The sequence below is a fragment of the Salipiger sp. H15 genome (genome assembly GCF_040409955.1).
GTDB lineage: Bacteria > Pseudomonadota > Alphaproteobacteria > Rhodobacterales > Rhodobacteraceae > Salipiger.
Genome location: NZ_CP123385.1, coordinates 211720 through 234087, shown reverse-complemented (window position 1 = coordinate 234087; position 22368 = coordinate 211720). Strand labels below are relative to the sequence as shown.

Here is a 22368-nt window from a genome sequence, read left to right as displayed (position 1 = left end):
GGCCATGCGGGAGGATCACATGGCAGCGTCGGATCTGGACATCATCACCTGCGCCGACTCGGGCTTCTTCGAGGTCGTGCAGGTGTTCGAGGACAACGTCCTGCGCATCCAGGGCCGCTACCCGGTGATCTACGACCTCGGGATGACCGAGGCGCAGCGCGCGCAGCTCCGCTCCGAGCTGGTGCGGATCGACACCGATGCCTCGTACAAGGCGCTCGATCCCAAGGGCTTCATCCGGACCACCCACAAGCCCGGGGCGATCCGCCATGCCATTGCCCGGACGGGCAGGGCCTGCCTCTATCTCGACGCCGACATGCTGCTGACTGAGCCGCTGACCCCCGCCGACTTTCTCGGTGCCGACCTCGCGGTCACGCCGCGCCACCCCAACGAGATCGCCCGCGAGCAGCTTGCCGACAACGGCACGATCAACGCGGGGCTGCTCTATTTTGCCGCGACCGAACCCGCGCAGAAGATGCTCGACACATGGGCCCGGCTCTGTGCCGGGAGCGAGATGTCGGACCAGCGCGCCATGTCGCAGCTGCTGGAGGCGTGGGAGATGGTGCCCGCGCCGGGGCTCGAGACGGTGGACGGGCTGTCGCTCGCGCGGCTCGATGCGCGCGTCTACAACGACACCGCACGGCGCACCGGCAAGGTGCTGCATTACAAGAACCTCGGGCGCAAGACGCGCAAGCGGGCGGAGTGGCGGCGCATGGCGCGGCTCATCGCGCTTGCACCCTGGGCGGTGCAATGGCTCATGCGGCGCCGCCGCGCCGGCTGGCCGGTGCCGGAGGTTCCGAAGGCGCCCGCGCCGCGGCCGCTGTCACGCCCCTGACCGCGTCCCTGACCGCGCGTGCCGCGACCCGCGGAAAAACTTCGCCCGCGGCGGTGGCGCTCCGGCCCCCGGATGGCGTATGAGGTTCGCCAGAACAACGGATGCGTGGAGCCCAATGCAACCTCTCGAGTTCAAGGACGTCGGCGCGCATCTCGAGCTGATCGGTCCGGCGGTCGACCCGGAGCGGACCACGGTCTTCTCGATCTTTCGGGACGAGATGTATTTCGCCCCGGCCTTCTTCGACCATTACCGCAGTATCGGCGTCACGCAGTTCATCATCGTCGATGACGGCTCGACGGACGGGACCACAGACTATCTCGACGCCCAGCCCGATTGCATCCGCATACGCTCGGACCTGCGCTACGGCGACCCGATCGAGGTCCGCGACCCCGAGGGCAAGCGCAAGAAGACCCGCGCGGGGATCTACTTCAAGGGCGCCATCCCGCTGTTCCTGATGCCGGGGCGTTTCGTCACCTACGTCGATGCCGACGAGTTCCTGCTGTTGCCGCCGGGGGTCGCGACGATCGGCGCGCTGGCCGAACACCTTGCCGCCGCGGGCGACGTGGCGGCGGTGGCGCCGGTGGTTGAGTTCTTCCCGCGCGACCTCTCGGCCTTCGACGATCCGCGCCCGCCCGCGAACCTGGCGGACCTGCTGCGCGCCTCACCCTGTTTCGAGGCCGAGCCGCTGCTGAAGCTGGCGCCGGGGGCGGTGCGGCCGGAGTTCGTCGCGCCCAGCAAGTCCATGGCGCTGATGGCGCGGTTCGGGATCGAGCCGGAGCCCGAGGCGCCGAAGGGCTGGCTGAACCGGCTGCTCGGCCGTAGCCCGGCGCCACAGCCCTTCGGCTCGCCCCGGCACAAGACGCCGATCGTCTGCCATTCCGCCGAGACCTACATGGTCGGCACCCACAACACCAACCGTGCGCCGAGCGCGACGGTGATGCCGGTGATCGCGCATTTCGTCTTTACCGCGCAGTTCGCGGCGAAGATCCGGCGGGCGATGGACTGGGGCAGCTATGCCAACGGCTCGCGCAAGTACCACGGCTACGCGCGGCTGCTGGCGGCCATGGCCGAGGCGCCGGACGCCTTCCTTTCCCCGGCGAGCACCGTCTACGAGGACCCGCGGCAGCTGATCGACTGCGGGCTGATGCTCTGGCCCGAAACGCCTGCGTCCGCGGCCCCGGCTCAGAACGTGTAGCCGAAGGCCTCGATTTCCTTTTCGTAGAGCGTGCCGACGATGCGCTGCAGCTCGGGGGTGTAGAGGCTGCGGGTGTCGCCGGTCTTGCCGCTCTTCGGCCGGTACGAGCCCTTGGCGCGCGGCAGCCAGCCGTCGAAGGGGATATCCAGCGCGGCGCAGGTGTCCTTGAGATCCTCGGCGAGGGTCTCGAAACGCACCACCCGGTCGGCGACGATCCGGTCATCGATGGTGTAGAGCGGCCAGTTGTCGTGGTACTCCGGCAGCACCATCCCGCCGAGCTCGTCGCCGTCGCGCAGCGCGTGGACGAAACGCTCGAAGCTCGGCGGATCGCTGCGGCCCTTGGTGCGCCAGAAGTAGTCCGAGACGGTCTTGTCCCAGGGATTGCGCACCACGCAGAACTTCGCGTAGCGCTCCCATTCCTCCGGGAAGCAGGCCCTGAGTTCGGAGGCATGGGCGTGCTGCGGGCGCGCGCCGAGCCTCGGCTCGTAATGCGCCTTGATGAGCCGGATCATCGCCTTGTTCTGCCGTGCGCCGCCAAGCAACCCCTCCAGCGCGAGCCGGTCCTTGAGGCTGCCGCCGCCGCTCTTCAGCTCGTCCTTCGCCTCGCGCAGCACGCGGGCGGGGGTGGCGATCCCGGCCTCGAAGCTTTCCTGAAGTCCGCTCAGCTGCAGGTCGTCCGGCCCCAGCACACGCGCCAGCGACACGCAGATCGAGCTTCCGGCGGTCTTGCGGCAGTGCAGGAAGATGAAGCGGTGCTTGTGGCTGAGGATCATCTCACTCTCCGGGGCGGTCGAGCAGCCGGGCCGAGGGCCAGAGCTCGCGGGCATTGGGAAGCCGTGCGTAGACGGCCGCGTAGACCGGGGCGTAATGCGCGGCGATCTCGGCTGCAAGCGCCTCGGGCACCTTGCTGCCGGTGGAGCGGGCATTGACCTTGGTCGTGCCGCTGCCGCGTTCGGCCGGGACCCCGGCAAAACTCGCGAGCGCGGCGATGCCCGCGTCGGTGAACAGCGTTTCGAAAAGCGGCAGGTGCAGGTCGGCGGGCGAGAAGACCTGCTCGAGCGCCGAAAGCGTGCGGTCGTAACGGCTGCGGGCCTCGGCCTCGGGCGAGGCGTAGAAGGCGCGCAGCGGGTCGGTGTTGTCCTGCGCCAGCGGCAGCCGGCCCTTTTCCATCTCCATGCGCAGGTGCGAGCGCAGCCGGTCCACCGGGTCGCGCATCGAGAAGATCGCCTTCACCGCGATGCCGCGCCTGGCAAACCCGTCGCGGATGCGTGCCAGCGTCTCGGCGGGCAGGGCGGCGTAGGAGGGGGTGATGTCGCCGGTTCGCAGCGTGCCGGGGCGCTCGAGCAGCCCGGCGAAATAGTCGAAATAGGCCTCGGGGTCGGCTTGCAGCCGCCAGCGCAGGTGCTGCGCGGGCTCGTCCGCGCCGAAGCGGGTCTTGATCCCGGCGCGCAGGCGCTCCCTCAGCGGCGGCACGGGCACGCTGTAGCGGGCGAAGACGCCGCCGAGCTGGTGTTCCCAGACCTGGTATTCGCCGAGTCGGCCGAAGTCGCTGCCCTCCTGCCGGTTCAGGTAGGCCTGGATCCAGGTGGAGCCGCATTTCTGGCCGCCGAGGCCGAGGAAGAAGGTCTTTTGGGTCATGGTCCGGTCCTGGTGCTGGGCTCGTCGGAGGCGTTGCCCCCGCCGCCGGGGGCGGCGTCCCCGGGATAGTTCCGCAGGGAGGAAAACTCTACTGGTCGGGCGGGATCAGCCCGAGGCCGCGCAGGTAGATGCCGATGCCCGATTCCAGCAGCTCGTCCGCCGGGAAGGGCGACTGCGTGCCGGGCGAGTTGCGCGCGAAGAGCTCGACCACGCCGTGGCTCATCGCCCAGATATGGGCCGAGAACATCGAGGCGGGCGGGCGCTTCTCGGGCGGGATGTGCTGCGACAGATCCGAGGCGGCGCGCTCGAGCACGCCGCGGGCATGGCGCGAGGCCGCGGCCAGTTCCGGCGAGTGGTTCACCGACACGCCGCTTTCGAACATGGCGATGTAGTGCCCCGGGTAGCGGCGGGCGAAGGCGAGATAGGCCCGGCCCGTCGCCTCGAAGGCCGAGAGCGCCGAGGGCTGGCCGCTGTCATAGGCGTATTGCATGAGGTCGCCGAAGATCTCGTAGCCCTGCCGGGCCGCCTCGGCGATGAGATCCTCGCGCCCCGAGAAATGCCGGTAGACCGCGGCGGGGGTGACCCCGGCGCGTTTCGCCGCCTCCGACAGGGTGAAGCCGGCCGGGCCCTTTTCCTCGATCAGTTCCAGCGCCGCCTCGACCAGGGCCTGGCGGAGATTTCCGTGGTGGTAGCCGCGTTTAGCCATCCCAGACTTCGGGACCTCCGGCGATCTTCGGGTCGGGCACGCCGACATTGGCCTCGTCCTTGTTGTCATAGTCGAGATGGCTCAGCACGTGGCGGATCGCGGCGATGCGGGCGCGCTTCTTGTCGTCCGAGCGGATCACCGTCCAGGGCGCCGCGGCGCTGTGCGTGCGCGACAGGGTCTCGCGGATCGCCGCGCCGTACTCGTCCCAGAGCTTCAGCCCCTCGACGTCGATGGACGAGAGCTTCCACTGCTTCAGCGGGTCGCTCTCGCGCTCGAGGAAGCGGCGCAGCTGCTCGGCCCGTCCGACGTTGAGCCAGAGCTTGAAGAGCTTGATGCCCTCCTCGACCAGCATCTTCTCGAAGTCGGGGACCTGCGCGAAGAAATGCTCGCGCTGCTCCTCGGTGCAGAAGCCGAAGACCTTCTCGACCACGCCCCGGTTGTACCAGCTGCGGTCGAAGAAGACGATCTCGCCACCGGCGGGCAGGTGGTCGATGTAGCGCTGCAGGTACCATTGCGTCGCCTCGGTGTCCGAGGGCTTCGACAGCGCCACCACCCGCGCGCCGCGCGGGTTGAGGTTCAGCGTGAAGCGGTTGATCGTGCCGCCCTTGCCGGCGGCGTCGCGCCCCTCGAAGAGGATGGCGATGCGCTCGCCGCTGGCCTTGACGTGGCGCTGCAGCTTCATCAGCTCGATCTGCAGCGCCTTCATCTGCTTGTCGTAGGTCTTGCCCTTCATCTCCTCGGAATAGGGATAGCTGGGCGACAGGACCTCGTCCTTGTCGGCGCGGTGGATGGCCTCGCGGATATCCTTCGGGGCCGTCTTCTCGAAATAGGCGCTGATCGCGCCGTCGAAGGGCTTGGACGACTTGGACACGGGCGGCTGGTCCTTCGTGTTGAAATCTCTGCACCAATATGGCGCGTCGCGCGGTTCAGCGCAAACCCGCACGATGGGCCGCGCGGGCGATGGCGGCATCCATTTGCGCGGGGCTGACATGCTGGGGCATGTGGCCGATGCGGGGCAGGGTCACGAGGTTGGCGCCGGGGATCTGCGCGGCGGTGGGCACCGAGTGGATCTGCAGCCCCACCGTGGTGTCGGCCTCGCCGTGGATCAGCTCGACCGGCAGGTCGAGCGCGGGGTAGCGCGGGGCGAGGGCGCGGATCTCGGCCTTGAGGCTGGCGCGCTGGCGGGCGTTGGCGTCGAGGCTGGCCCGGCGCAGGGTGAGCGGCGCGCCGATATGGGCGGCATAGCCCTCGGGGACGGGGTTGGGCAGGAAGACGTCGGCGATGGCGTCCTGCACGGCGCTGTCCGGCGCGAAGGCGGCGATGGCGGGATTGGCGAGCGGCGCGAGCGGCCCGGCGGTCATCTTGTAGAAGAACGGCAGCCCGCCCTCCCAGGGCTGCGAGGCGGCGCCCAGCAGGACCAGCGCCGAGACCCGCTCGGGGTGATCGGCGGCCCAGGCGAGCGCCACCGCGCCGCCGTAGGACTGGCCGAGCACGATCGGCCGCGTCGCGACGAGCTGCGTGGCGGCGGCGGAGAGCAGCTCGGCCTGTTCGAAGATCGTGTCGCCGTCCGCCTCGGCCTCGGTGTAGCCGAGCCCGGGCCGGTCGAAGGCGATGACGCGGTACTGCGCCGAAAGGCGGTCAACCGCGCGGAAGGTCCAGTCCCGCAGGTTGCCGCTGGCGCCGTGGATCAGCACCAGCGCCGGACCCTCGCCCGCCTCCACGTAATGCACGCGGCGGCCCTCCACCTGCAGGAAGCGTCCCTCGGGCGGGAAGGCGGCCTCGGCGGCCGCCTCCATCTTCGTCGCCCGGCTGCCGGTCAGGCCGCAGCCCGCCAGCGCCAGCGCGGCAGCGGGCAGCAGCGCCTGCCACACGGGCTCAGGCCCCGACCTTCGCGGTGGTCCGCCAGTCGGTCGACTCGCTGCCGATGCGCGCGACGTCGAAGGGCGTGGTCATGTAGATCTCCGAGATCCAGTTGGTGAAGAGCAGGTGCGCGTGGCTGCGCCAGCGGTTCTGCGGCTTCTTGCTGGGATCGTCGTTCGGGTAGTAGTTCGCCGGCACGTTGATCGGCTTTCCGGCCGCGACGTCGCGGTCGTACTCGTCCTTCAGCGTGGTGCTGTCGTACTCGAGGTGGTTGAAGATGTAGAGCGCGCGGTGCGCCTTGTCCTCGACCAGCGCGGGGCCGGTCTCGGCGGAGTCGATCAGCACCGGCAGGCCCGCCGCCTCGATCTCGTCGCGGCGCATCTCGGTCCAGCGCGAGACCGGCATCACCATGTCGTCCGAGAAGCCGCGCAGGAAGGGCGAGGCCGGTGCAAGGTTCTGGTGCCGCACGCAGCCGAAGGCCTTGTGGTCGAGGATGTGCTTCTGCACGCCGTGGAAGTGGTTGATCATCGCCATGCCGCCCCAGCAGACGCCGAAGGTGGCGTGCACGTGGGTCTGGGTCCAGGCGAAGACCCGGCGCAGCTCGTCCCAGTAGGTGACGTCGGCGAACTCGAGATGCTCGATCGGCGCGCCGGTGATGATCAGCCCGTCGAACTTCTCGCCCGAGGCCTCGACCTCGGCGAAGGGCCGGTAGAAGGCCTCCATGTGCTCGGCGGCGGTGTTCTTCGTCTGGTGCTCGGTCATGCGGATCAGGCTGAACTCGATCTGCAGCGGCGTCGCCCCGATGAGGCGCGCGAACTGGTTCTCGGTCTGGATCTTCTTGGGCATGAGGTTGAGCAGCGCGATGCGCAGGGGCCGGATGTCCTGCCGCGAGGCGCTGTCCTCGGACATGACCATCACGCCCTCGCGCGAGAGCACGGCGTAGGCGGGAAGGTCTTCGGGCAGCTTGATGGGCATGGAATTCGTCCTCTGGTCAGGCCCGCAGATGTATCGCCGCAGGGGCAATTGCTCAAGAGGCACGCGGGGATGGGCGCGCCGGCCCGGTCGGGCGGCGCGCCGCGAGGGGGGGATCGCTCAGCTGCGCAGGCGCCAGCCGGTGCGGAAGATCCACCAGATCACCGTGAGGCAGAGCCCGGTGAAGGCGGCGATGGCCAGCAGGCTGAGGCCGATCGGCACGTCGGCAAGGCCGAAGAAGGCCCAGCGGAAGCCCGAGATCAGGTAGACCACCGGGTTGAAGAGGGTGATCGTCTGCCAGACCGGGGGCAGCATCGAGATCGAGTAGAAGCTGCCGCCGAGGAAGATCAGCGGCGTGACCACCAGCAGCGGCACCAGTTGCAGCTGCTCGAAGCTGCCCGCCCAGATGCCGATGATGAAGCCCAGGAGCGAGAAGCTGATGCAGGTGAGCAGCAGGAAGGCCACCATCGCCAGCGGGTGCGCGATGTGCAGCTCGACGAAGAGCGTCGCCGTGCCGAGGATCACCAGCCCGATGAACAGCGCCTTCGTCGCCGCCGCGCCGACGTAGCCGATGACGATCTCGAGGAAGTTCACCGGGGCCGAGAGCAGCTCGTAGATCGTGCCGATGAACTTCGGGAAGTAGATGCCGAAGCTGGCGTTCGAGATCGCCTGGGTGATCACCGAGAGCATCACCAGCCCCGGCACGATGAAGGCGCCGTAGCTGACGCCCTCGACCTCGTCGATGCGCGAGCCGATGGCGGCGCCGAAGACCACGAAATAGAGCGAGGTCGAGATCACCGGCGAGATGAAGCTCTGCAGCAGGGTGCGGAAGAAGCGGGCCATCTCGTAGCGGTAGATGGCCCAGACGCCACGTAGGTTCATGCCGGTTCCTCCTCGCGGGTCACCATGTCGACGAAGATCTCCTCGAGCGAGCTCTGCCGGGTCGAGACGTCGCGCACTGCGATGCCCTCGGCGGCGAGGTCGGCCATCAGCCGGGCGATGCCGCTGCGCTCGGCGGCGCTGTCGTAGCTGTGCACCAGCAGGTGCCCGCCGTCCTCCAGCTCGAGCCCGCGGCCCTGCAGCGCGGCGGGCAGGGCGGGCAGCGGCTGGTCGAGCGCGATGCGCAGCTCCTTGCGGCCGAGCCGGGTCATCAGGCTGTGCTTGTCCTCGACCAGCAGGATGCGGCCACGGTTGATCACCCCGATGCGGTCGGCGATGGCCTCGGCCTCCTCGATGTAATGGGTGGTGAGGATGATCGTCGTGCCCTGCGCCTTGAGCCCGGCGACGATCTCCCACATGTCGCGGCGCAGCTCGACGTCGACGCCGGCGGTGGGCTCGTCGAGGAACAGCACCCTCGGTTCGTGCGCCAGCGCCTTGGCGATCAGCACCCGGCGCTTCATCCCGCCCGAGAGGGCGCGGATCGGCGTGTCCTTCTTGTCCCAGAGCGAGAGCCGCCGGAGGATGTCCTCGATCAGCGCGTCGTCGCGCCGGAGCCCGAACAGCCCGCGCGAGAAGCGCACCGTATTGATCACCTTCTCGAAGGGTTCGAGGTTGATCTCCTGCGGCACCAGCCCGACGAGGCGGCGGGTGGCGCGGTAGTCGGTGATCACGTCGTGCCCGCCGACGCGGATGTGCCCGCCGGTGGGCGTGACCAGCCCGCAGATGATCGAGATCAGCGTGGTCTTGCCCGCGCCGTTGGGACCCAGGAGGGCGAGGATCTCGCCCTCTTCAATCGTCAGGTCGACGCCTCTCAGGGCCTCGAACCCGCCGTCGTATCGCTTGGCGACCTGCGCCACCTCGACCATGGACATGGGACTTCCTCCGTCTCGTGTGAGCGCAAACCTAGGCTTGCGCGCGCAAAGCGCAACGTGTGATCCCGCACGGCACACTGTGCGCGGCGCGCCTGCTGACAGTTTCCGGCAGGAGTGGCGGTGGCGGGCAAATCTCTTCGAAGAGATTTGCACCCTTCTTCGAGGTAGGGTGCACGCGTTTGGATATGGCGCCGGGCGCGGCGCCGGGCTAGAGCCAGCGCATGACACTCGCCGCACCCGTCCCCAGCCTTCACCGTCCCGGCCTCGGAATCGCGCTGATCTGCGCCGGGGTCACGGGAATTTCCATCAACGACATGCTGATCAAGCTGCTGTCGGGCGGCTACCCGCTGCACCAGATCGTCGCGACGCGCGCGGCGGTGGGGCTCTGCATCATCCTCGTGCTGCTGCAGCTCGAGGGCGGCTGGAAGCTGCTGCGCAGCGACACGCCGCTCCTGCACCTTGCGCGCGGGGTCTTGGTGGTGCTGGCGAACATGAGCTTCTACGCCTCGGTCGCGGTCATCCCGCTGGGGCAGGCGACGGCGCTCTTCTTCGTGGCGCCGCTCTTCATCACGCTGCTCTCGGTGCCGATCCTCGGCGAGCGGGTGGGGCCGTGGCGGCTTGGCGCGGTCTGCGTCGGCTTCCTCGGGGTCGTGGTCATGCAGCAGCCCTGGGCGGAGGCGGCAGCAGACGCTCCGGCCTCGCGTCTCGTGCTGCTGCTGCCGGTGGTCTCGGCGCTGCTCTACGCGCTCCTGCAGGTGCTGACGCGCAAGCTCGGCGTGACCACGCGGGCCTCGGCGCTGGCCGTGCACCTGCAGCTGATGTTCCTCGTGGTCTCGATCTGCTTCTACGTCGTCGCGGGCGACGGGCGCTACATGGAGAGCTTCGACAGCGACGCGGCGCGCTTCCTGCTGCGCCCCTGGGTGATCCCGAGCGCCGACGACGCGCTGGTGTTCCTCGCGCTCGGCTGCATCTCGGGCTTCGTCGGCTACGCGATGAGCGCCTCCTACCGGATGTCCGATGCCGCCGTGGTCGCGCCCTTCGAATATGTCGGACTGCCGCTGGCGATCTTCTGGGGCTGGCTGATGTTCGGCGAATGGCCGATCCCGGCCACCTGGATCGGCTGCGCGCTGATCGTCGGGGCGGGGCTGGTGGTGTTCCTGCGCGAGCGCTCGCGGATGCGGCCGCAGCCGGGACGGCGGCGCGGCAGCACCGCCGTCAGGAGATGAGCGTCAGGCGCTGATCAGGCGGTGACGGTGCTTCGGCCGAACGAGCGCACGGTGTCGATCATCAGCTGAACGTTCTCGGGGTCCGCATCCGGCGTGATGCCATGCCCGAGGTTGAAGATGTGCGGCCCCTTCGAGAAGGCTTTCACCACGCGCTGCGTCTCGCGCACCAGCGCCTCGCCGCCGGTCACCATATGCGAGGAGGCGAGGTTGCCCTGCACGCAGCCCGAGACCTGCACGTTCTCGGCGGCCCATTCGGGCGTGACGCTGTCGTCGACCGCGACGCAATCCGCGCCGGTCGCCTCATGGAAACCGATGTAACCCTCACCCGCCTGGCGCGGGAAGGCGATGACCGGCAGGCCGGGGAAGCGCGCCTTCATTTCCTGCGTGATGATCCGGGCGGGCTCCAGCGCGTACTTGCGGAAATCCTCGCCCTCGAGCGAGCCGGCCCAGCTGTCGAAGAGCTTGACCACCTCGGCCCCGGCCTCGACCTGCTTGCTGAGGTACTCGATGGTGCCCTGGGTCAACACGTCGAGGATGCCCTCGAAGAGCTTGCGGTTCCCGGCCTTCAGCGCGTGCGCCGGGCCCTGGTCCTTGGTGCCGCGCCCGGCGATCATGTAGGTCGCCACGGTCCAGGGCGCACCGGCGAAGCCGATCAGCGTGGTCTCGGAGGGCAGCTCGCGCGCGAGGATCTTCACCGTGTCGTAGACCGGGCTGAGCGTGTCGTGGATCGCGGCCACCGGCTTCAGCGCGGCAAGGTCGGCATCGGTCTGGATGGTCGAGAGCCGCGGCCCCTCGCCGGTGACGAACCAGAGGTCGAGGCCAAGTGCCTGCGGCAGCAACAGGATGTCGGCGAAGAGAATCGCCGCGTCGAAGCCGTAGCGGCGGATCGGCTGCAGCGTCACCTCGGCGGCAAGCTCGGGGTTGTAGCACAGCGACAGGAAGTCCCCGGCCTGCTCGCGCGTGGCGCGGTACTCGGGCAGGTAGCGCCCGGCCTGGCGCATCATCCAGATCGGCGGGGTGGGCAGGGTCTCGCCGGCCAGCGCGCGCAGGATCGTCTTGGTCATGGGAACCCCCGTCTTTCTTCGTCGTGTCCTTCGCAGCGGCAATATGTCAAATCGGCCCCCATTGCCACAGCTTCTCCCGCGACATAAAGCTCTGGCCATGACACGAGAATTGCCCTCTCCCGACCAACCGCTGAAGATCGGCACCCGCGGCTCGCCGCTGGCGCTGGCGCAGGCGCACGAGACCCGCGACCGGCTGGCCGCGCATTTCGACCTGCCCGCCGAGGCCTTCGAGATCGTGGTGATCAAGACCACCGGCGACGACCGCGCGATGATCGCCGCGGACCGGCCGCTGAAGGAGATCGGCAACAAGGGGCTGTTCACGAAAGAGATCGAGGAGCAGCTGCTGTCGGGCGGCATCGACATCGCCGTGCACTCGATGAAGGACATGCCGACCGAGCAGCCCGAGGGGCTGATCCTCGATTGCTACCTGCCGCGCGAGGACGTGCGCGACTGCTTCATCTCGCCCACGCATTCGGCCATCGCCGACCTGCCCGAGGGCACGGTGGTCGGCACCTCGTCGCTGCGCCGCCGGGCGCAGCTGCTGCACCGCCGCCCCGACCTGCAGGTCGTCGAGTTCCGCGGCAACGTGCAGACGCGCCTCAAGAAACTCGAGGACGGCGTCGCCGCCTGCAGCTTCCTCGCCATGGCCGGGCTCAACCGGATGAACATGGCGGGCGAGCACATGACGCCCATCGCACCCGAGGACATGCTGCCCGCCGTGGCGCAAGGGGCGATCGGCATCGAGCGCCGCACCGACGATGCGCGCGCCGCCGCGATGCTGGCCGCGATCCACGACCGGCCGACGCAGTTCCGGCTCGACGCGGAACGCTCTTTCCTGCGCACGCTCGACGGCAGCTGCGAGACGCCCATCGCCGGGCTTGCGCTGCTGAACGGCGAGGAGCTGTGGCTGCGCGGCGAGATCCTGCGCCCCGACGGCAGCGAGGCGCTCTCGGGTGAGCGCCGCGGCCCGATCACCGAGGGCGCGCGCATGGGCGCCGATCTGGCGCGCGAGCTGCTGGAGCGGGCGGGCGACGGGTTCTTCGGCTGGAAGAAAAGCTGAGAGGAAGAGGCGGGCGCGGGCCGGGATCGGCGCGCGCCCTGCCTTTCACCTTTGCGGGCAGTCCTCGCCGAGCGGCGTGCCGTCATAGGTCTTGTCGCCGCACTCGTTGACCTCTTCCCAGACGTAGCCGCGCCCGTCCTCGGTGATCGCCACAACGCGGTCGATGCCGAACTCGATGTTGCGCTGCGAGGTGTAGACATGCGCGGTGCCGGCGGCGATCTCGGTGCCGATCTCGTCCGCGTCGAAGCAGCCGAACCAGAAGGGCGCATTGCGCGGCTCGGCCCCCTCGTAGCGCTCAAACACCGGGTCGAGCGTGTCCGGACGCTCGGAAGTGGTGAAGCAGGCGCGGTAGCGGATCGGCGAGGAGGTCGCGTCGATCGCCTCGAAACCCTCGAAGGGAATGTCGCGCGGCGCGCCGCGGTCCTGCGGCGTCAGCACGACGCGCGCCTCGTCCGCGGGCAGGGTCTCGTAGAAATAGTAGACCTGCGTGTAGTAGACGACCGCACCGAAGATCAGCGCGGCCGCCACGATGAGGATCGCGAGGATCTTGCCGCTCACGCGGCGCTCTCCGCCGCTGACGGCGTCCAGCCGCCCGCCTCGGTGGTGACGAAGGCATCGGCGCATTTCTTCGCCAGCGTGCGGACCCGGCCGATGTAGGCCTGCCGCTCGGTGACCGAGATCACCCCGCGCGCGTCGAGCAGGTTGAAGAGGTGGCTGGCCTTGATGCACTGGTCGTAGGCGGGGTGCGCCATGACGATGCGCTTGCCGGTCTTGGGATCGTCATGGGTGCGCGCGAGGATCGCCTCGCACTCGGCCTCGGCCTCCTCGAAGTGACGCAGCAGCACCTCGGTGTTGGCGACGTCGAAGTTCCAGCGCGAGTATTCCTCTTCCGTCTGGCGGAAGACGTCGCCGTATTTCAGCGCGATCGGCGCGTCGGGGTCGTTGAACGGCATTTCCATCACGTGGTCGATGCCGAGCACGTACATGGCCAGCCGCTCGAGCCCGTAGGTCAGCTCGCCCGAGACCGGGTGGCAGTCATGGCCGCCGACCTGCTGGAAATAGGTGAACTGCGAGACTTCCATGCCGTCGCACCAGACTTCCCAGCCAAGGCCCCAGGCGCCCAGCGTCGGGCTTTCCCAGTCGTCCTCGACGAAGCGGATGTCGTGCAGGCCCATGTCGATGCCGATGGCCTCGAGGGAGCCGAGATAGAGCGCCTGCAGATCCGGCGGGCTCGGTTTGATCAGCACCTGGTACTGGTAGTAGTGCTGCAGCCGGTTCGGGTTCTCGCCGTAGCGCCCGTCGGTGGGGCGGCGCGAGGGCTGCACGTAGGCCGCGGCCCAGGGCTTCGAGCCGAGCGCGCGCAGCGTGGTGGCCGGGTGGAAGGTGCCCGCGCCCACTTCCATGTCGTAGGGCTGCAGCACCGCGCAGCCCTTGGCGGCCCAATAGGTCTGCAGCCGCAGGATGATCTCCTGGAAGCTGCGCGGCTTGCTGCTCTCGCTGCGGATCTCGCTCATGGCATCTTTCCCCTTGCGCGCCGCTCTTGCGGGCGCCCGTCGTCCATTGGTCGGCTGCCTGATTATGCGTGCAACGGTCAAGGGTCAATGCGCCAGCCTGACCATCTTTTGAGATGACGCGCGCGGGACGTCTGTTACAGAGTCTTGCAGAAAACAAGAGACCACCGGAAGACCGAGGCCCGAGGAGCGAGTACAGCCATGTTCAGATCCATTCTTTTCGCAGGCGCAACGGCAGTGATGCTCGCGCAGGGCGCGGCTGCGCAGCAGGGCGACGTGGTCTACATCCAGATCGAGGCCCAGCCCAGCCTGAACGAGGCCGAGGCGCGGCTGCGCGACTACGCGCGCGGGCTGACCGACGTGAACGGATTCTCGCTGGGCGGCGGCTGGTACGGCATCGCGCTCGGCCCCTTCGCGCCCGATGTCGCCGCCGAGCAGTTGCGCAACCTGCGCGCCTCGGGGCGCATCCCGCGCGATTCCTACCTCGCCGCGGCGGGGGAATACGGGCGGCAGTTCTGGCCGGTCGGGGCAGGGATCGCGGGCAGCGCCGCGCAGCCGCCGGTGAGCGCCGCGCCGCTCGACCCCGCGCCCGAGCAGACCCTCGAGCGGACACCCGAACAGACCTCCGAGCAGACCGCGGCGCTGGCGGAGGCGCTGGCCGAGGAGCTTGGCGAGCCGCCGCAGCCCGGCACCGAGGGGCCCGAACTGGAGCCGGACGCGCCGGTGGAGGCCGCCCCCGAGCAGCCCGCGCCGGAGCAGCTCGCCGCCGCCCAGCCGGTGCCGCAGCCGGTCTTCACCACGATCCCCGAGGAGTCCGTCTCCGAGGCGCGGCGCAGCGAACAGGCGCTGTCGCTCGCCGAACGCCAGCAGCTGCAGGTGGCGCTGCGCTGGTCTGGCCATTACGACAGCGCCATCGACGGCGCCTTCGGCAACGGCACGCGCATGGCCATGGGATCGTGGCAGCGCGACAATGGCTACGAGGTGACCGGCATCCTCTCGACCCGCCAGCGCGCCGACCTGCTCGGCCGCTACAACGCCGTGCTCGAGGGCACCGGCATGACCCGGGTCGAGGACGACCGCGCCGGCATCTCGATCGAGATGCCGATGGGCGCGCTGACCTTCGACCGGGTCGAGCCGCCCTTCTCGATCTACAAGGGCAACGGCACGCTCGAGGGCGCGCAGGCGCTGCTGATCAGCCAGCCGGGCGACCGCAAGGCGCTGAGCGGGCTCTACGAGATCCTGCAGACGCTGGCGATCGTGCCGGTGAGCGGCGAACGCAGCCTGCGCCGCGACGGCTTCACCCTCACCGGCAGCAACGCCAGCATCACCAGCCACACCGAGGTCACGCTGCAGGGCGGGCAGATCAAGGGCTGGACGCTGGTCTGGCCGGCGGGCGACGAGGCGCGGTTCGAGCGCGTGGTGAACACGATGAAGACCAGCTTCCGCCCGACCGCCGGGCTGCTCGACGCGGCCTCGGTGAGCGATGACGGCCAGTCGCTCGACCTCGTCTCCGGCCTGCCGATCCGCAAGCCGCGCGAGACCGTCGCGGGGGTCTTCGTCGATGGGCGCGGCACGGTGCTGACCTCGGCTGCGGCGGTCGCGGGCTGTAGCCGGCTCACGCTCGACGGCAGCTACGACGCGCAGCTCCTGCAGAGCGACGCCGGGCTTGGCGTTGCGCTGCTGCGCCCGACCTCCGCGCTTGCCCCGCGCGGCGTGGCGCGGCTGCGCACCGACCTGCCGCGGCTCGGCTCCGAGGTGGCGGTCGCGGGCTTCCCCTATGGCGGCGTGCTGAGCGCGCCGACGCTGACCTTCGGCGCGCTCGAGGACAGCAAGGGGCTCGCCGGCGAGGAGACGCTGGCGCGGCTGGCCGTCGAGGCGACCCCCGGCGACGCGGGCGGCCCGGTGCTCGACGCGGGCGGCGCGGTGCTCGGCGTGCTGATGCCGCGCGACGCGGGCGGCAAGCAGCTGCCCGAGGGTGTGGCCTTCGCCACCGACGCCTCGGCGCTGCTGGCCTTCCTGCGCGGCGCGGGCATCTCGGGCACCGCCTCGCAGGGCGAGGCTGTCATGGCGCCCGAGGATCTCACCGCCGCCGCACGTGACATGACCGTGGCGGTCAACTGCTGGGAGTGACCCGCGGGGGCGTCCTGTCGGGAACGCGGCTCGGGCAAATCAGTGCCGGAATGCAAGGAGGGGGGCAGCGCCCCCCTCCTTTTCGTTTCGAAAGTTGCCGCAGCCTCAGGCTGCGGTCACCCGCCAGATGATGTCGCCGACGTCGTCGGCCATCAGCAGCGACTTGCCGTCCGGGCCGATGCAGACCCCCACGGGCCGCCCGTAGGAGACGCTCTCGTCCTCGGCGAGGAAGCCCGAGAGGATGTCGCGCGCGGGGCCCGAGGGCTTGCCGTTCTCGAAGGGCACGAAGACCAGCTTGTAGCCGCTCAGCGTCGAGCGGTTCCACGAGCCGTGCTGGCCGATCACCATGCCGTCCGGGAAGCCGGGCAGGGTGCCCGCGGGCATCCAGCAGAGGCCCAGCGAGGCGGTGTGCCCGCCAAGCGCGTAGTCGGGCTGGATCGCGCGCGAGACCAGCGCGGCGTCCTGCGGCACGCGGTCGTCGACGATCTGCCCCCAGTAGCAGAAGGGCCAGCCGTAGAAGCCGCCGTCCTGCACCGAGGTGAGGTAGTCCGGCGGCGTCTCGTCGCCCAAGCCGTCGCGCTCGTTGACCACGGTCCAGAGCGCGCCCGTCGTGGGCTCCCAGGCCATGCCGACCGGGTTGCGCAGGCCCGAGGCGAAGACGCGCGACGCGCCGGTGGCGAGATCGAGCTCCCAGATCGCCGCGCGGCCTTCCTCGACCTCGAGCCCCTCGTCGCCGATGTTGCTGAGCGAGCCGACGCCGGCGTAGATCTTCGTGCGGTCGGGCGAGACGATCAGGCTGCGCGTCCAGTGGCCGTGCGGCTTGAACTCGACCAGCCGGCGTCCCTCGCCGGTGAGCTTGGTGGCGCCCTCTTCGTAGGGGAAGGCGACGATGCCGTCGGTGTTGCCGACGTAGAAGGTGCCGTCCACCAGTGCCATGCCGAAGGGCTGGTTCTGGTTCTCGAGGAACACCTCGCGGCGCTCGGCCACGCCGTCGCCATCCTCGTCGCGCCAGAGCGTGATGCGGTTGGCGCTGATCCCGAGCGCGCGGGCCCGGCGCATGGTCGCGTGCATGGCCCGGTCGTAGAGCGTCTTCGGCGGGCGGCCCTGCTGCATCGCCTCGGCGACCAGCACGTCACCGTTGGGCAGCACCTCGATCCAGCGCGGGTGCTGCAGCTCCGAGGCGAAGGCATTGACCTTGAGCCCCGGCGCGGCGGTCGGCACGTGGCCCTTTTCCCAGCCCTTGGCGGTCGGCATCTTCAGGGTCATGATCCCCTGTTTCTTGGCTTCGGGGATGCTGGGATTTGCCCCGAACGCCTGTGTGCCCGGCGCGTTCATGCGCCGCAGTAGAACCATTGTGCCGCCGACGATCGCGGTCACGCGTGCAAGGAAATCCATGTCTGCCCCCATATCGAGTTTGCGCGAACCCTAGTGCAGACGGGGCGCAGGGCAAAGGGGCTCCGCGACGGTTGCACGCACCCGCACCCGGGATTGCGCCCTGAGGTCAAGCCCTTGCCGGCATCGATCACGCCGGAAATTCGGTTGCCGAGCGGCGCCGCCGCGAGCCCGGGGATCTCCGGGGAATGGCGTCTCAACATCGTCCTGCCCGAGACAGGGCCCGAGACCGCGCAGGTCGCAGACGAGGTGCAGACGGCGCGCGACGGCAAGGACCTCAAGCCCGAGGTCCATAGCGGCGGCTCGCTGGGGCTGAGGAACACCGCCCTGCTGCGCGCGCTGCCGCGCGGTACGGTCGAGATGAGCCTGCTGTGGTCGAACGACCACGGCCGCGCCGCGCCGGCGCTGCGCCCGGTCTTCGTGCGGGCGCGGTCGGGCTTATGCTGAGCGCGATGCTCTTTCTTGCCCTGCCGCCGGTGACGCTGTGGGCCGAGCACCTGCGCATCTCGATCGACGCCGATGCGCAGAAGACCCTCATCCCCGTCGCGCTGGCCGCGACCTCGATCGGGAGGCTCTTCATGGCGGGTGTCCTGCCGGGGCTGATGATCGGGCTGAGGATCGGGACGCCGCCGGTGGTCTTTCCGCCGCTGGCCGGGCTCGTATATGATCCGATCCGGGTGGGCGTGCGCATCACCATCGTCATCGAGATCGGGCAGGTGACGCCGCCCGTGGGGCTGAACTTGTCGGTGCTGTCGAGCCTGACAAGGAACGAGATCAGCCTCGGCCGGGTGGCGACGGCGACGGTGCCCTGCCGGCTCATCCAACCTCTTGCGCCGGTGGTGCTGACGATCTTCCCGGTCATCGCGCCCTGGCTGCCCAACCTGTTGTTCTGAGGAAAGGTTTTCCCACATGGCCCTGAAACTCCGCCCCAAGCGCTTCGGCCCGGTCTCGGTGCTCTTCGACCCCGAGGGCGCGGTCCGCTTCGTCTCGGACGAGGGCGGCGCGCCGCTGCCCCATCCGGCCTACGACAAGCCGGTGCTGACGCTGATGGCCTCGGTGGCGCATTGCCTCGTGGAATCGCTGCGCATCCTCGCCAAGCGCGACGGGGTGGCGCTGCCCGCCTACGCGATCACCGTGACCGCCGAAAAGGCGATCGACGAGCCCGGACGGCTCGAGTCGATGGTCTGCAAGGTCGAGGGCGATCTGCCCGGGGAGATGGTGCGCGAGGCCAAGTCCATCTGCACCGTCAGCAACACCCTCAACTGCAAGTTCACCCTCGAGTAGGGCCCCCATGTCCCGCGCGCCGCTTGTGAAGCGGCGCGGGATCGGGCATGTGACGTCATCCTCGTGGCAGCGGAAAGGATCGTGTCATGGACTACAGCAAGATGGGCGGCGGTCGCGCCGGGTCGAACAAGCCGCGCTTCAAGCCGGAAGACCTCAAGCGCGACGGCAAGGCCGGCACCGGCGGCAAGGCCAGCAAGGAAGAGCTTCTGGCGCGCATGAAGGCGCAATCCGACGCGAAGAAGAAGGAGGACTGAGGCGCAGGCCCGTCCGGTTTTCGTCGCGTCGCATCGTCGGTCGCAAAAGAAAAAGGCGCGGGAAATCCCGCGCCTTTCGCCATTTCGGGAAGACCTGATCAGTTCTTGGTCTTGTCGACCATCTTGCCGGCCGAGATCCACGGCATCATGCCGCGCAGCTTGGCGCCGGTGGCTTCGATCATGTGCTCGTCGTTGGCACGGCGCGAGGCCTTGATGGTCGGCTGGCCGACGGCGTTCTCGAGCATGAAGTCGCGGACGAACTTGCCCTGCTGGATGTCGGTCAGGACCGCCTTCATCGCCGCCTTGGTCTGCTCGTAGGGCAGGATGCGCGGGCCGGTGACGTACTGGCCGTACTCGGCGGTGTTCGAGATCGAGTAGTCCATGTTGGCGATGCCGCCTTCATAGATCAGGTCGACGATCAGCTTCACTTCGTGCAGGCACTCGAAATAGGCCATTTCGGGCGCGTAGCCGGCTTCCACCAGCGTCTCGAAGCCGCAGCGGATCAGCTCGACGAGGCCGCCGCAGAGCACGGCCTGCTCGCCGAAGAGGTCGGTCTCGCACTCTTCGCGGAAGTTGGTCTCGATGATGCCCGACCGGCCGCCACCGATGGCCGAGCAGTAGGACAGGCCGATTTCCAGCGCCTTGCCCGATGCGTCGTTGTGAACCGCCACGAGGCAGGGCACGCCGCCGCCCTTGGTGTATTCGCCGCGCACCGTGTGGCCCGGGCCCTTCGGCGCCATCATGATGACGTCGACGCCGGCCTTCGGCTCGATCAGGCCGAAGTGCACGTTCAGGCCGTGGGCGAAGGCGATGGCGGAGCCTTCCTTCAGGTTGTCATGCACGTATTTCTTGTAGGTCTCTGCCTGCAGTTCGTCGGGCATGGTGAACATGATCAGGTCGCACCAGGCCGCGGCTTCCGCGATGCCCATGACCTTCAGGCCTTCGGCTTCGGCCTTCTTGGCCGAGGGCGAGCCTTCGCGCAGGGCGACGACGACGTTCTTCGCACCCGAGTCGCGCAGGTTCAGCGCGTGGGCGTGGCCCTGGGAGCCGTAGCCGAGGATGGCAACTTTCTTGTCCTTGATCAGGTTGATGTCGCAATCACGATCATAATAAACGCGCATGGGTCTCTTCCTTCCTTGGTGCAGCCGCGCTGCAGGTCTTGGTGCGGGCGGTTTGTTGCGCCGCTTGGTTATGAGGCGCAATTTACGTACCCTCTGGTGATACGGCTTGCGTTTTTCTTGAGTATTTCAGGGAAAGATGAAAGATCATTCTCGGAATGATCAATTAACGGCGAAATCATGCTCGACGACACCGACCGGCGCATCCTGCGCCAGTTCCAGGCGGCACCCGATCTGCCCGGGGCCGAACTGGCCGAGCGGGCAGGGGTCACGCCCTCGACCCTGGCGCGGCGGCTCGCCGTCATGCGCGAGAAGGGCGTGCTGCGCGGCACGCGCGGGGTGATCCACTGGCCGGCGCTCGGCTACGAGCTCGAGGTGTCGCTGCGCGTCGCGCTCGACAAGACCGTGCCGCAGGCCTTCGACGAGTTCATCGCGGCGGCGCGGCAGGTGCCCGAGGTGATCGAGATCCAGACCTTCCTCGGCTCGATCGACGTGCGCCTCGCGGTGATCGCGCGGGATCTGACGCATTACCAGCAGCTCTACCGGGGCCGGATCCTGACGCTGCCGCATATCTCGGACATCGAGGCGCTGATGCACGTGGCGCTGGTGAAATCCGACGAGACGGTGCCGTTGTGATCGACCTGGACGACACCGACCGCGCGCTGGTGCTGGCGCTGGCGCAGGACGCGGGCGCGAGCGCGGGCGCGCTGGGGCGCGCGCTCGGCCTCTCGCAGCCCGCCTGCTGGCGGCGCATCCAGCGCCTGCGCGAGGCGGGCGTGTTCCGCAAGCCGCGGCTCGACCTCGACCTCGAGGCGCTGGGATTCGGCGTGACGGTCTTCCTCGGCGTGAAGCTCGCGACCAAGGGACGGGTCAGCCTCGAGGACTTCGAGCGGGCCGTTTCGGCAATTCCCGAAGTGCAGATCGTCGAGCACGTGCTTGGCGCCTTCGACTACCGCCTGCGGGTGGTGGCGCGCGACATTCCCGATTTCGAGCGGGTGCTGCGGCGGCGGATCATGACCCTGCCGGGCGTGGGCCGGGTCGAGGCCAACGTTGTGCTGACCGAGGAGCGCAGGCCCGGCCCGCTCTGAGCCCCGCGACCATCGGAGGTTTTGCCAATCCCCGCGATCCGCGCTAACCCCTTCGCAACAACAAAGGAGGTAGCCATGGCGCTGCGCAAGGATGTGGACCCGACGGGTCTCGACGAATTCTCGGTGGTCTTCACGGATCGCTCGCTCAACCACATGTCGGGAACCTTCCAGCAGGTGATGCGCGACATCTCGGCGGGGCTGCGCGAGGTCTACGGCGCAGCGGGAATCGCCGTGGTTCCGGGCGGCGGCACCTACGGGATGGAGGCGGTGGCCCGCCAGTTCGGCCGCGGCGCCAAGGCGCTGGTGGTGCGCAACGGCTGGTTCTCGTTCCGCTGGAGCCAGATTTTCGAGGCCGGCGGCTTCGGCGGCGAGGTCACCGTGATGAAGGCCCGCGCCACCGGCAACGGCGCGCAGGCGCCCTTCGCCCCGGCGCCGATCGAGGAAGTGACCGCCAGGATCCGCGAAGAGCAGCCCGATATCGTCTTTGCCCCGCATGTCGAGACCGCTGCCGGGATCATCCTGCCGGACGACTACGTGACCGCGCTCGCCGCCGCCGCGCATGAGGTCGGCGCGCTGATGGTGCTCGACTGCATCGCCTCGGGCTGCGCCTGGGTCGACATGAAGGCGACCGGCGTCGACGTTCTGCTCTCGGCGCCGCAGAAGGGCTGGAGCTCGACCCCCTGCGCCGGCCTCGTGATGATGTCGGAGCGCGCGCTGGCGCGTCTGGAAGAGACCACCTCGGACAGCTTCGCGCTCGACCTCAAGAAGTGGCGCCAGATCACCGCGGCCTACGAGGCGGGCGGGCACGCCTACCACGCGACCATGCCCACGGATGGCCTGCGCATGTTCCGCGAGGCGATGAACGAGACCCGCGAGTTCGGCTTCGACAAGGCCAAGGCGGCGCAGTTCGAGCTCGGCGCCAAGGTGCGGGCGCTGCTGGCGTCGAAGGGCGTGGTCTCGGTTGCGGCCGAGGGCTTCGGCGCGCCGGGCGTGGTGGTGAGCTACACCAGCGATCCCGAGGTGCAGTCGGGCCGCGCCTTTGCCGCCAAGGGCACGCAGATCGCCGCCGGCGTGCCGCTGCAGGTGGACGAGCCCGCGGGCTTCTCGACCTTCCGTCTGGGTCTCTTCGGCCTCGACAAGCTGAAGGACGTGGACGGCACCGTCGCACGGCTCGAGAAGGTGCTGGGCGAGGTCCTCTGACCCCTAAGCCAAGAGGGGCGCGCCACG

Annotated in this window: 25 protein-coding genes; 12 read left to right on the top strand and 13 right to left on the bottom strand. The window is 69.1% G+C overall.

The genetic code is table 11. The annotated features are described in order from the left end of the window. Positions 1-19 precede the first annotated feature (19 nt). Positions 20-832: a putative nucleotide-diphospho-sugar transferase gene (locus tag PVT71_RS15445; RefSeq protein WP_353474959.1), complete on the top strand. Its 813-nt coding sequence runs from the start codon at positions 20-22 to the stop codon at positions 830-832. Between the two features lie 115 nt (positions 833-947). Then, positions 948-2027 carry a glycosyltransferase family 2 protein gene (locus tag PVT71_RS15440; RefSeq protein WP_353474958.1) on the top strand — a complete coding sequence of 360 codons (1080 nt, stop codon included), beginning with the start codon at positions 948-950 and terminating at the stop codon, positions 2025-2027. On the opposite strand, the gene PVT71_RS15435 is transcribed toward PVT71_RS15440, so the two are convergent. The 8 genes from PVT71_RS15435 to PVT71_RS15400 all read right to left on the bottom strand — a co-directional run bounded on the left by PVT71_RS15435 (position 2015) and on the right by PVT71_RS15400 (position 9014). Beyond that, the gene (locus tag PVT71_RS15435) at positions 2015-2800 is read right to left on the bottom strand and encodes a sulfotransferase family 2 domain-containing protein (RefSeq protein ID WP_353474957.1); all 786 of its coding nucleotides are present in this window, start codon (positions 2798-2800) and stop codon (positions 2015-2017) included. The genes PVT71_RS15440 and PVT71_RS15435 overlap by 13 nt on opposite strands. A 1-nt stretch (position 2801) precedes the next feature. Next, positions 2802-3665 carry a sulfotransferase family protein gene (locus PVT71_RS15430; RefSeq protein WP_353474956.1) on the bottom strand — a complete coding sequence of 288 codons (864 nt, stop codon included), beginning with the start codon at positions 3663-3665 and terminating at the stop codon, positions 2802-2804. A gap of 88 nt (positions 3666-3753) precedes the next feature. Continuing rightward, on the bottom strand, positions 3754-4371 hold the full coding sequence (locus PVT71_RS15425) for a TetR/AcrR family transcriptional regulator (RefSeq protein WP_353474955.1): 618 nt from the start codon (positions 4369-4371) through the stop codon (positions 3754-3756). Beyond that, a complete protein-coding gene (ppk2, locus tag PVT71_RS15420) occupies positions 4364-5242 on the bottom strand; it encodes a polyphosphate kinase 2 (RefSeq protein ID WP_353474954.1) in 879 nt (292 codons plus the stop codon). Before ppk2 ends, PVT71_RS15425 begins: the two co-directional genes overlap by 8 nt. A 55-nt stretch (positions 5243-5297) precedes the next feature. Then, a complete protein-coding gene (locus PVT71_RS15415; RefSeq protein ID WP_353474953.1) occupies positions 5298-6242 on the bottom strand; it encodes an alpha/beta hydrolase in 945 nt (314 codons plus the stop codon). A gap of 4 nt (positions 6243-6246) precedes the next feature. After that, positions 6247-7206, bottom strand: a complete 960-nt coding sequence (metA, locus tag PVT71_RS15410; RefSeq protein WP_353474952.1) for a homoserine O-succinyltransferase — start codon at positions 7204-7206, stop codon at positions 6247-6249. Between the two features lie 117 nt (positions 7207-7323). Continuing rightward, the gene (locus PVT71_RS15405) at positions 7324-8085 is read right to left on the bottom strand and encodes an ABC transporter permease (RefSeq protein WP_353474951.1); all 762 of its coding nucleotides are present in this window, start codon (positions 8083-8085) and stop codon (positions 7324-7326) included. Beyond that, positions 8082-9014 (bottom strand): ABC transporter ATP-binding protein, encoded by a 933-nt coding sequence (locus PVT71_RS15400; protein ID WP_353474950.1) that lies wholly within the window; start codon positions 9012-9014, stop codon positions 8082-8084. Before PVT71_RS15400 ends, PVT71_RS15405 begins: the two co-directional genes overlap by 4 nt. A 221-nt stretch (positions 9015-9235) precedes the next feature. On the opposite strand from PVT71_RS15400, the gene PVT71_RS15395 reads away from it, so the two are divergent. Then, positions 9236-10240, top strand: a complete 1005-nt coding sequence (locus tag PVT71_RS15395) for a DMT family transporter (protein WP_353474949.1) — start codon at positions 9236-9238, stop codon at positions 10238-10240. Between the two features lie 14 nt (positions 10241-10254). On the opposite strand, the gene hemE is transcribed toward PVT71_RS15395, so the two are convergent. Continuing rightward, positions 10255-11304, bottom strand: a complete 1050-nt coding sequence (hemE, locus tag PVT71_RS15390) for a uroporphyrinogen decarboxylase (protein ID WP_353474948.1) — start codon at positions 11302-11304, stop codon at positions 10255-10257. A gap of 97 nt (positions 11305-11401) precedes the next feature. On the opposite strand from hemE, the gene hemC reads away from it, so the two are divergent. Next, entirely contained in the window at positions 11402-12364 is a 963-nt protein-coding gene (gene hemC / locus PVT71_RS15385; RefSeq protein ID WP_353474947.1) for a hydroxymethylbilane synthase, read from the top strand. 45 nt (positions 12365-12409) lie between these two features. On the opposite strand, the gene PVT71_RS15380 is transcribed toward hemC, so the two are convergent. Together PVT71_RS15380 and PVT71_RS15375 are read right to left on the bottom strand one after the other, a co-directional pair. Beyond that, the gene (locus PVT71_RS15380; protein WP_353474946.1) at positions 12410-12922 is read right to left on the bottom strand and encodes a DUF6446 family protein; all 513 of its coding nucleotides are present in this window, start codon (positions 12920-12922) and stop codon (positions 12410-12412) included. Next, the gene (locus tag PVT71_RS15375; RefSeq protein ID WP_353474945.1) at positions 12919-13878 is read right to left on the bottom strand and encodes a glycine--tRNA ligase subunit alpha; all 960 of its coding nucleotides are present in this window, start codon (positions 13876-13878) and stop codon (positions 12919-12921) included. Before PVT71_RS15375 ends, PVT71_RS15380 begins: the two co-directional genes overlap by 4 nt. A gap of 198 nt (positions 13879-14076) precedes the next feature. Here PVT71_RS15375 and PVT71_RS15370 point away from each other — a divergent pair, with 198 nt between their 5' ends. Further along, a complete protein-coding gene (locus tag PVT71_RS15370) occupies positions 14077-16005 on the top strand; it encodes a trypsin-like peptidase domain-containing protein (RefSeq protein WP_353474944.1) in 1929 nt (642 codons plus the stop codon). Between the two features lie 105 nt (positions 16006-16110). Here the strand turns inward: PVT71_RS15370 and PVT71_RS15365 are convergent, their stop codons facing one another. After that, positions 16111-17400 carry a sorbosone dehydrogenase family protein gene (locus tag PVT71_RS15365; RefSeq protein WP_353474943.1) on the bottom strand — a complete coding sequence of 430 codons (1290 nt, stop codon included), beginning with the start codon at positions 17398-17400 and terminating at the stop codon, positions 16111-16113. Between the two features lie 144 nt (positions 17401-17544). Between PVT71_RS15365 and PVT71_RS15360 the strand changes: the two genes are divergently transcribed. The 4 genes from PVT71_RS15360 to PVT71_RS15345 all read left to right on the top strand — a co-directional run bounded on the left by PVT71_RS15360 (position 17545) and on the right by PVT71_RS15345 (position 18935). Next, positions 17545-17844 (top strand): hypothetical protein, encoded by a 300-nt coding sequence (locus PVT71_RS15360; RefSeq protein ID WP_353474942.1) that lies wholly within the window; start codon positions 17545-17547, stop codon positions 17842-17844. Then, on the top strand, positions 17838-18290 hold the full coding sequence (locus PVT71_RS15355; RefSeq protein ID WP_353474941.1) for a TRAP transporter large permease subunit: 453 nt from the start codon (positions 17838-17840) through the stop codon (positions 18288-18290). The genes PVT71_RS15360 and PVT71_RS15355 overlap by 7 nt, the downstream gene beginning before the upstream one ends. A gap of 16 nt (positions 18291-18306) precedes the next feature. After that, on the top strand, positions 18307-18681 hold the full coding sequence (locus PVT71_RS15350; RefSeq protein WP_353474940.1) for an OsmC family protein: 375 nt from the start codon (positions 18307-18309) through the stop codon (positions 18679-18681). Between the two features lie 86 nt (positions 18682-18767). Continuing rightward, positions 18768-18935, top strand: coding sequence for a hypothetical protein (locus PVT71_RS15345; RefSeq protein WP_353474939.1), 168 nt, complete (start codon positions 18768-18770; stop codon positions 18933-18935). Between the two features lie 98 nt (positions 18936-19033). On the opposite strand, the gene ilvC is transcribed toward PVT71_RS15345, so the two are convergent. After that, entirely contained in the window at positions 19034-20056 is a 1023-nt protein-coding gene (gene ilvC / locus PVT71_RS15340) for a ketol-acid reductoisomerase (protein WP_353474938.1), read from the bottom strand. Positions 20057-20233: 177 nt separating this feature from the next. Between ilvC and PVT71_RS15335 the strand changes: the two genes are divergently transcribed. The 3 genes from PVT71_RS15335 to PVT71_RS15325 all read left to right on the top strand — a co-directional run bounded on the left by PVT71_RS15335 (position 20234) and on the right by PVT71_RS15325 (position 22341). Then, a complete protein-coding gene (locus PVT71_RS15335) occupies positions 20234-20689 on the top strand; it encodes an Lrp/AsnC family transcriptional regulator (RefSeq protein WP_353474937.1) in 456 nt (151 codons plus the stop codon). Then, positions 20686-21141 (top strand): Lrp/AsnC family transcriptional regulator, encoded by a 456-nt coding sequence (locus PVT71_RS15330; RefSeq protein WP_353474936.1) that lies wholly within the window; start codon positions 20686-20688, stop codon positions 21139-21141. Before PVT71_RS15335 ends, PVT71_RS15330 begins: the two co-directional genes overlap by 4 nt. 75 nt (positions 21142-21216) lie before the next feature. After that, entirely contained in the window at positions 21217-22341 is a 1125-nt protein-coding gene (locus tag PVT71_RS15325; RefSeq protein WP_353474935.1) for an aminotransferase class V-fold PLP-dependent enzyme, read from the top strand. Positions 22342-22368 lie beyond the last annotated feature (27 nt).